Source organism: Archangium sp. (assembly GCF_036389735.1).
Lineage (GTDB): Bacteria > Myxococcota > Myxococcia > Myxococcales > Myxococcaceae > Archangium.
In genome coordinates, this window is the sequence record NZ_DASVWK010000810.1 from 1 (window position 1) to 6342 (window position 6342).

The 6342-nt window shown below is 69.1% G+C and carries 6 protein-coding genes and 1 tRNA gene; 5 read left to right on the forward strand and 2 right to left on the reverse strand.

Annotation, left to right across the window (positions count from 1 at the left end; all coding sequences use genetic code 11):
- Nucleotides 1–37 precede the first annotated feature (37 nt).
- Nucleotides 38–111 (forward strand) — tRNA-Arg (locus VF794_RS28815).
- 61 nt (nucleotides 112–172) lie between these two features.
- Nucleotides 173–838 carry a pentapeptide repeat-containing protein gene (locus tag VF794_RS28820; RefSeq protein ID WP_331115906.1) on the forward strand — a complete coding sequence of 222 codons (666 nt, stop codon included), beginning with the start codon at nucleotides 173–175 and terminating at the stop codon, nucleotides 836–838.
- A gap of 26 nt (nucleotides 839–864) precedes the next feature.
- Here VF794_RS28820 and VF794_RS28825 read toward each other — a convergent pair whose 3' ends face one another.
- Nucleotides 865–1722, reverse strand: a complete 858-nt coding sequence (locus tag VF794_RS28825; RefSeq protein WP_331115908.1) for a hypothetical protein — start codon at nucleotides 1720–1722, stop codon at nucleotides 865–867.
- A 24-nt stretch (nucleotides 1723–1746) separates the two neighbouring features.
- Nucleotides 1747–3159, reverse strand: a complete 1413-nt coding sequence (locus VF794_RS28830) for a cystathionine beta-synthase (protein WP_331115910.1) — start codon at nucleotides 3157–3159, stop codon at nucleotides 1747–1749.
- Nucleotides 3160–3181: 22 nt separating this feature from the next.
- Between VF794_RS28830 and VF794_RS28835 the strand changes: the two genes are divergently transcribed.
- The 3 genes from VF794_RS28835 to mnmA all read left to right on the forward strand — a co-directional run.
- A complete protein-coding gene (locus VF794_RS28835; RefSeq protein ID WP_331115915.1) occupies nucleotides 3182–3904 on the forward strand; it encodes a lysophospholipid acyltransferase family protein in 723 nt (240 codons plus the stop codon).
- A gap of 33 nt (nucleotides 3905–3937) precedes the next feature.
- Complete coding sequence (locus VF794_RS28840; protein WP_331115912.1) at nucleotides 3938–5212, forward strand: [cytidine(C)-cytidine(C)-adenosine (A)]-adding enzyme; 1275 nt, start codon at nucleotides 3938–3940, stop codon at nucleotides 5210–5212.
- 98 nt (nucleotides 5213–5310) lie between these two features.
- On the forward strand, nucleotides 5311–6342 hold a 1032-nt coding region (gene mnmA, locus VF794_RS28845), incomplete at its 3' end, for a tRNA 2-thiouridine(34) synthase MnmA (RefSeq protein ID WP_331115914.1).

The following is a 6342-nucleotide window of genomic DNA, read 5'->3' on the forward strand; positions in this document are numbered from 1 at the left end:
AAAGGCGGGTCGCCTGCTATAAATCCCCCGCAGTCTTGGTCCCGTAGCTCAGTTGGATAGAGCGGCGGTTTCCTAAACCGCAGGCCGCTGGTTCGATTCCAGCCGGGGCCACTCGCCCCGCCTCCAGTTCCCTCGGAGGCGGGGCTTTTTTACGTCCGGCACCTCCCACTCCATGTCCTCACGACCCGAGAAGGCTCCCGTCACCCCGCAGCGCCTCATGGAGGAGGAGTACTTCGAGGACGAGACGTTCACCGACCTCGACCTCCAGGGAGCCAGGCTCGGCGGGAAGGAGTTCTACCGCTGCACCTTCGAGCGCTCCCACCTTCAGGAGAGCCGCTGGCCCGAGAGCAAGTTCGAGGCATGCGTCTTCCGCGGCTGCGACCTCACCCGCGCGCAACTCGCGCACACGGCGCTGAGGGACGTGCGCTTCGAGGGCTCGAAGCTGATGGGCATCGACTGGTCGGCCATCTCGCCCAACCCCGAGCTGGCCTTCGACGAGTGCAACCTGCGCTACTCCTCGTTCGTCGGTCTCAGCCTGCGTCAGACCGTCTTCGCTCGCTGTGCCGCCCGCGAGGTGAACTTCATCGACACGGACTTGAGCGACACGGACTTCACTGGGACGGACCTCTCCGGCAGCAACTTCCGGGGCTGTACGCTCACGCGCGCGGATCTCCGGGGGGCGATGGGGGTGTTCATCGACCCCGCCGCACACAACCGCCTCAAGGCTACCCGGGTCCCCGTCGAGACGGCGGTCCTCCTGGCCCAATCGCTCGGGATGCTCGTGGCCGGCTACGGCGATGAGGCGGCCGCCCAGGGGGAGCGGAAGAAGCGTCGCTAGAGAGCCGGGCCGCGTTCAGGAGGTGCTCAAGGACGCGTCTTCACCGCGTTGAGGTCCGCCAGACAGGCCTCATCGAAGCCCAGGTTGGGAGCGTCGCCGAACAGCCCCCGGCCGAGCGCGTCGATGAGGCCGGAGCCCTCGTAGGCCCAGTACATGATGCAGCGGTCGCTCGTGTCGTGTGCGCCGTGGGGAGCGTCCTGGTGGTTGCCCACCATCACCAGGCCGTTGTTCACCAGGCCGAGCTGGTGCCCCACCTCGTGGACCCACACGCCCAGCTCCGCCTCCACGCACGCGGGCGGAGTGAGGATGGGGCCCTTGCCGCAGACCTGATCCAGGGACTGCCGGAAGAGCACCAGATGGGTCCACGGGAAGGCCAGTCCCAGCACCTTGCCCTCCTGCGTGTCCATGGCCGAGTGCCCGTCCACCAGCAGCACGTGCAGCTTGATGGTGCCCACCGGCACCTCGAGCTTCCCCGTCTCCTCCGCGAGCCGGAGCAGCTCCTCGTTGCTCCAGGCGTGGTCCGCTCCCTTTCCGGGGAACGCCTGGTCGAAGCGCACCTCCACGCTCTCCTTGTCGAGGATGCCGAGCAGGCCTCGCTGGAGCCGGTCCGCCACCGAGGCGGTGGGGGTGTAGCCGGCCCAGCCGTCCACCTCGAGCACCATCCGCGGGTAGGGTTGGCGGCGGATGTAGTGCTCGAAGCGCGGGGCATTCACCGTGGTGCCCGCGTCCGGGACGGGCTCGCCCGGAGGGGTGACCGGGGGAGTGCCAGCGTCGCGGGTGGAGCCGGGCCCTGGGGTGGGCCCCGGGTCTGGGGAAGGGGAAAACAATTCGCACCCGGAGACGAGTGCCAGGAGGGCGAACAGGAGCGGACGGAGGCCAGACATCGTGGAGTCTCCTCGAGGGGGCGCTCAGCGCAGCTTGCGCCGCAGGTGGTTCAGCAGATCGATGCGGGTGATGAGGCCGATGAACTCCTCCCCATCCACGACGATGGGCACGAAGCCCTTGTCGAGGAGCGGGAGCAGCTCGCGCACCGGGGTGCGCACATCCACGGTCTGGAGCCGCGTGGACATGACGTCGCGCACCGACTGGCGCAGGCGCGTCTCGTCGTCGATGGCCGCGAGCAGCAGGTCGGACTCGTCGATCATTCCCACGACCTTGCTCCCCTCGAGCACCGGGAGCTGGGAGACCTCGTAGAGCTTCATCCGCGCGTAGGCGACGAGAAGCGTATCGGTGGGCGCCAGGGTGATGACGGCCCGTTTCGCGTAATGGCGGGTGATGACGTCGCGCAGATCTCCATGGTGCTGGCGGGGCAGGAAGCCCTGGTCCGCCATCCAGAAGTCGTTGAACATCTTCGACAGGTACTTGTTGCCGCTGTCGCAGACGAAGGTGCACACGCGCTTGGGCGTGGTCTGCTCGCGGCAGTAGCGCAGCGCCGCGGCGATGAGCGTGCCCGAGGACGAGCCCGCGAGGATGCCTTCCTTCTTGAGCAGCAGGCGCGCTGTCTCGAGGCTCTCCACGTCGGGGATGGTGTAGGCGTTCTTCACCCGGGTGAGGTCCGCGTTGGGGGGGAGGAAGTCCTCGCCGATGCCCTCGACGACCCAGGAGCCGGCCTGGCCCATCTTGCCCGTCTTCACGTACTCGACGAGCACCGAGCCCTGGGGGTCGGCGAGCACCATCTCGCACTGGGGAAGGGCCTTGGCGAAGTAGCGCGAGAGGCCGCCGATGGTGCCGCCCGAGCCCACGCCGCACACCATGGCGTCGAGCCGGTGGTCGAGCTGGGCGGCGATCTCCGGGCCGGTGGTGGTCTCGTGGGCCAGCGGGTTGGCGGGGTTGGCGAACTGGTTGACGTAGAAGGCGCCCTGCTCGCGGGAGATGCGCTCGGCCATGTCCTGGTAGTAGTCGGGGTGGCCCTTCTCCACGTCCGAGCGGGTCATCACCACCTCGGCACCGAGCGCCTTGAGGTGGAGGATCTTCTCCTGGCTCATCTTGTCCGGGATGACGAGCGTGAGCCGGTAGCCCTTCTGCGAGGCCACGAGGGCAAGGCCGAGGCCCGTATTGCCGGCGGTGGCCTCGACGAGGTGCTGCTGGTGGGGTCCGAGCTGGCCTGCCTGCTCAGCGGCGGAGATCATCGACAGGCCGATGCGGTCCTTGATGGAGCCACCGGGGTTGTGGCTCTCGAGCTTGAGGAAGAGCTCGCAGGGACCCGTGTCGAGTTGGGTCACCTTCACCATGGGTGTATTGCCGATGAGGCCAAGGAGGTTGGTGGGCAGAGGTGCGGAGCGCATGGCCGAACAGTAGCTGGACGTGGGGCCCGCGCGCATGAGATCTCCTCCTTCCCCCGCCATGAAATACGTCGTCACCGTCTGGTTCTGGCTCGTCTTCCTCCTCACCGCCCCGGTGTTGTTCACCCTTGGGCTGGTGCTGTTCCTCGTCGCGTACCCGGTGGACCCGGACCGGCGGTGGCTGCATGCGCTGGTCTGCCGCTGGTGCTTCGGGTTGTGGCTGCACCTGTCGCCGGGCTGGCGCACCCGGGTGGAGGGGCGGGAGCTGCTGCCCTCCGGGGCCTGCGTGCTGGTGGCCAACCACCAGTCCGCCGCGGACATCCTGGCCGCCATGGGCCTGTTCCACCCCTACAAGTTCGTGGCCAAGGCGTCCCTGTTCTCCATCCCCATCGTGGGGTGGATGATGAGCCTGCTGGGCTACGTGGCCGTCACCCGGGGCAAGACCTCCTCCCTGCTCCAGCTGCTCGAGCCGTGCCGCGCCTGGCTCCGCCGGGGCATGCCGGTGCTCATCTTCCCCGAGGGCACCTACTCGCAGGGCGAGCTGTTGCGCTTCAAGCGCGGGGCCTTCCAGCTCGCGCTGGAGGAGCACGTACCCGTGGTGCCCATCGTCATCGAGGGCACCCCACAGCTCGTGGACGGCGATGGCCCGTGGATGAGCCCCCGCGCCTCCATCCGTGTGCGCGTGCTGCCACCGTTGCCGCCCGAGTCCTTCGGTCCGGATCCGGTGGAGTTCGCCGATCGGGTACGGGAGCTGTACGTGGACGTGCTCGCCACATCTCGCTGAACCCGACGCGGCATTGGGCTAGCATCGGGGGGGATGACGACGCTCACCTCCCTGCTCGATGTCGACGTCCCGCGCCCCGTCCTGGACGTCATCGCCCGCCTCCGCGAGCTGGGCCATGCCACCTACCTCGTCGGTGGCTGCGTGCGTGACAGCCTCCGGGGGGTCCACCCCAAGGACTTCGACGTCGCCACCAGCGCGCTTCCCCAGCAGGTCCAGGGCGCCTTCCGCAAGGTCATCCCCACCGGCATCCAGCACGGCACCGTCACCGTGCTCGCGGGCAGCACCCATGTGGAGGTCACCACCTTCCGCAGCGAGAGCGAGTACCACGACGGCCGCCGCCCCAGCGCCGTCACCTTCGAGCAGGACATCGTCAAGGATCTCTCGCGCCGCGACTTCACCATCAACGCCATGGCGTGGAATCCCCTCAGCCATGAGCTCGTCGACCCCTTCAAGGGCCAGGAGGACCTCAAGGCCCGCCTCGTGCGCTGCGTGGGCTCGGCCATGGATCGCTTCTCCGAGGACGGCCTGCGTGCCATGCGCGCCGTGCGCTTCGCCGCGGTGCTCGACTTCAGGCTCGACCCCGCTACCCAGGCCGCCATCCCCGCCACGCTCCCCGTCTTCCGCAAGGTGGCCTACGAGCGCGTCCGCGAGGAGTTCGTCAAGCTGCTCCTCTCCAAGCGCGAGGCCTTCGGGCTCGAGCTCCTCGCCGTCACCGGGCTGATGGAGGTGTTCCTGCCCGAACTCGCCCGTGCCGACGCCGAGGCCGCCCGGCTCGCGCGTGCCGCTGCCTCCGCCGCCCCCGCCGACGTGGAGCTCCGGCTCGCCGCCCTGCTGGCCGACCTCGTCGATCCCCAGCGCGCCGAGGAGATTGGGGTCCGGCTCAAGTTCCCCACCAAGACCGTCGAGCGCGTTCGCCTGTTCGTCGGACACGCCGCGCTCGAGCGGCATGTCGGGGACTCGGACCCCGCGCTTCGCCGTTTGCTGGCCCGGGTCGGGCCCGCGAATGTCGAGCCACTCACCCAGGTGGCCCGTGCCCGGATTCAGGTCCGTGAGCCAGCACGGTTGCCGGAGCTGGAGGCACTCATCGCCCGGCTGCTGGCCCTCGTCGCCGCGAAGCCTCCGCTCACGGGCAAGGAACTCACGCTCAACGGCGGTGCCATCATGGCCGCCCTCGGGGTCGGTCCCTCGCCCATCGTGGGAGAGGCCACTCGCTTCCTCGTCGATCAGGTGCTCGATGAGCCTTCACGCAATGAGCCGGAGACGCTGAAGGATCTGCTGGGGAGTTGGCTCCGGGCTCGGGGTTCTTGAACCGGGTCCAGGGGTAGGGGAGTAGATTGTCCGGCGGGGGTGTCCTCTCCCGTCTGTTGTGTCGCACCCGGACCGGCCGGCGTGTAGATAGGGTCGTCATGCGAGTCGTCGTTGCCATGAGTGGTGGGGTGGACTCCTCCGCCGCCGCCGCCCTGCTCAAGGAGCAGGGTCACGAGGTCATCGGGATCACCCTCCGCGTCTGGTCCTACGAGGGCAAGGCCCAGTGCGGCAGTTGCTGCTCCCCCGATGACATCGATGATGCCCGCGCCGTCGCCCAGACGCTCGGCATCCCCTTCTACGTCGCCAACGCCGAGGAGATCTTCAAGGACCGGGTCATCAACCCGTTCGTCCAGTCCTACCTCGGCGGTCGCACGCCCATCCCCTGCGTGGCCTGCAACCGCGACGTGAAGTTCAACTTCCTCCTCAAGCGCGCTCGCGCCCTCGGCGCCCGGCTCGCCACCGGCCACTACGCCCGTGTCGAGGAGCAGGACGGCAAGTACCTCCTGCGCCGTGCCGTCGACGCCGCCAAGGACCAGAGCTACTTCCTCTTCACCCTCGGGCAGGCCGAGCTCGCCGACGTCCTCTTCCCCGTGGGCGGCATGACCAAGCCCGAGGTCCGTGCCGTCGCCGAGCGCCACGCCCTCCCCACCAGCCACAAGCCCGAGAGCATGGAGATCTGCTTCGTGCCCGATGGCGACTACGCCGGCTTCGTGGAGAAGGTCGCCGGCCCCCAGCCCGGAGGGGAGATCGTCGACACCGAGGGCAATGTGCTCGGCACCCATGCCGGCGTCCACCGGTACACCGTGGGCCAGCGCCGCGGGCTCAACCTCGGGGGAGGGGACGCCCGCTACGTCCAGCGCCTCGAGCCCGACACCCACCGCGTCGTGGTGGGCTCGGCCGAGCAGGCCTCGCGCGACTCCTTCGGCCTCCTCCAGCCCCACTGGGTGGAGGGGCCGCCTCCCTCGGACAAGTCCGTGCAGGTGCGCATCCGCCACCGCCACCCCGGCGCCGCCGGCCGCGTGGAGGTCTCCCCTCATGGGCTCGTGTCCATCCGGCTCGATGCCCCGGCCCGCGCCGTCACCCCCGGGCAGGCCGCCGTGGTGTACGACGGTGATCGCGTGCTCGGCGGC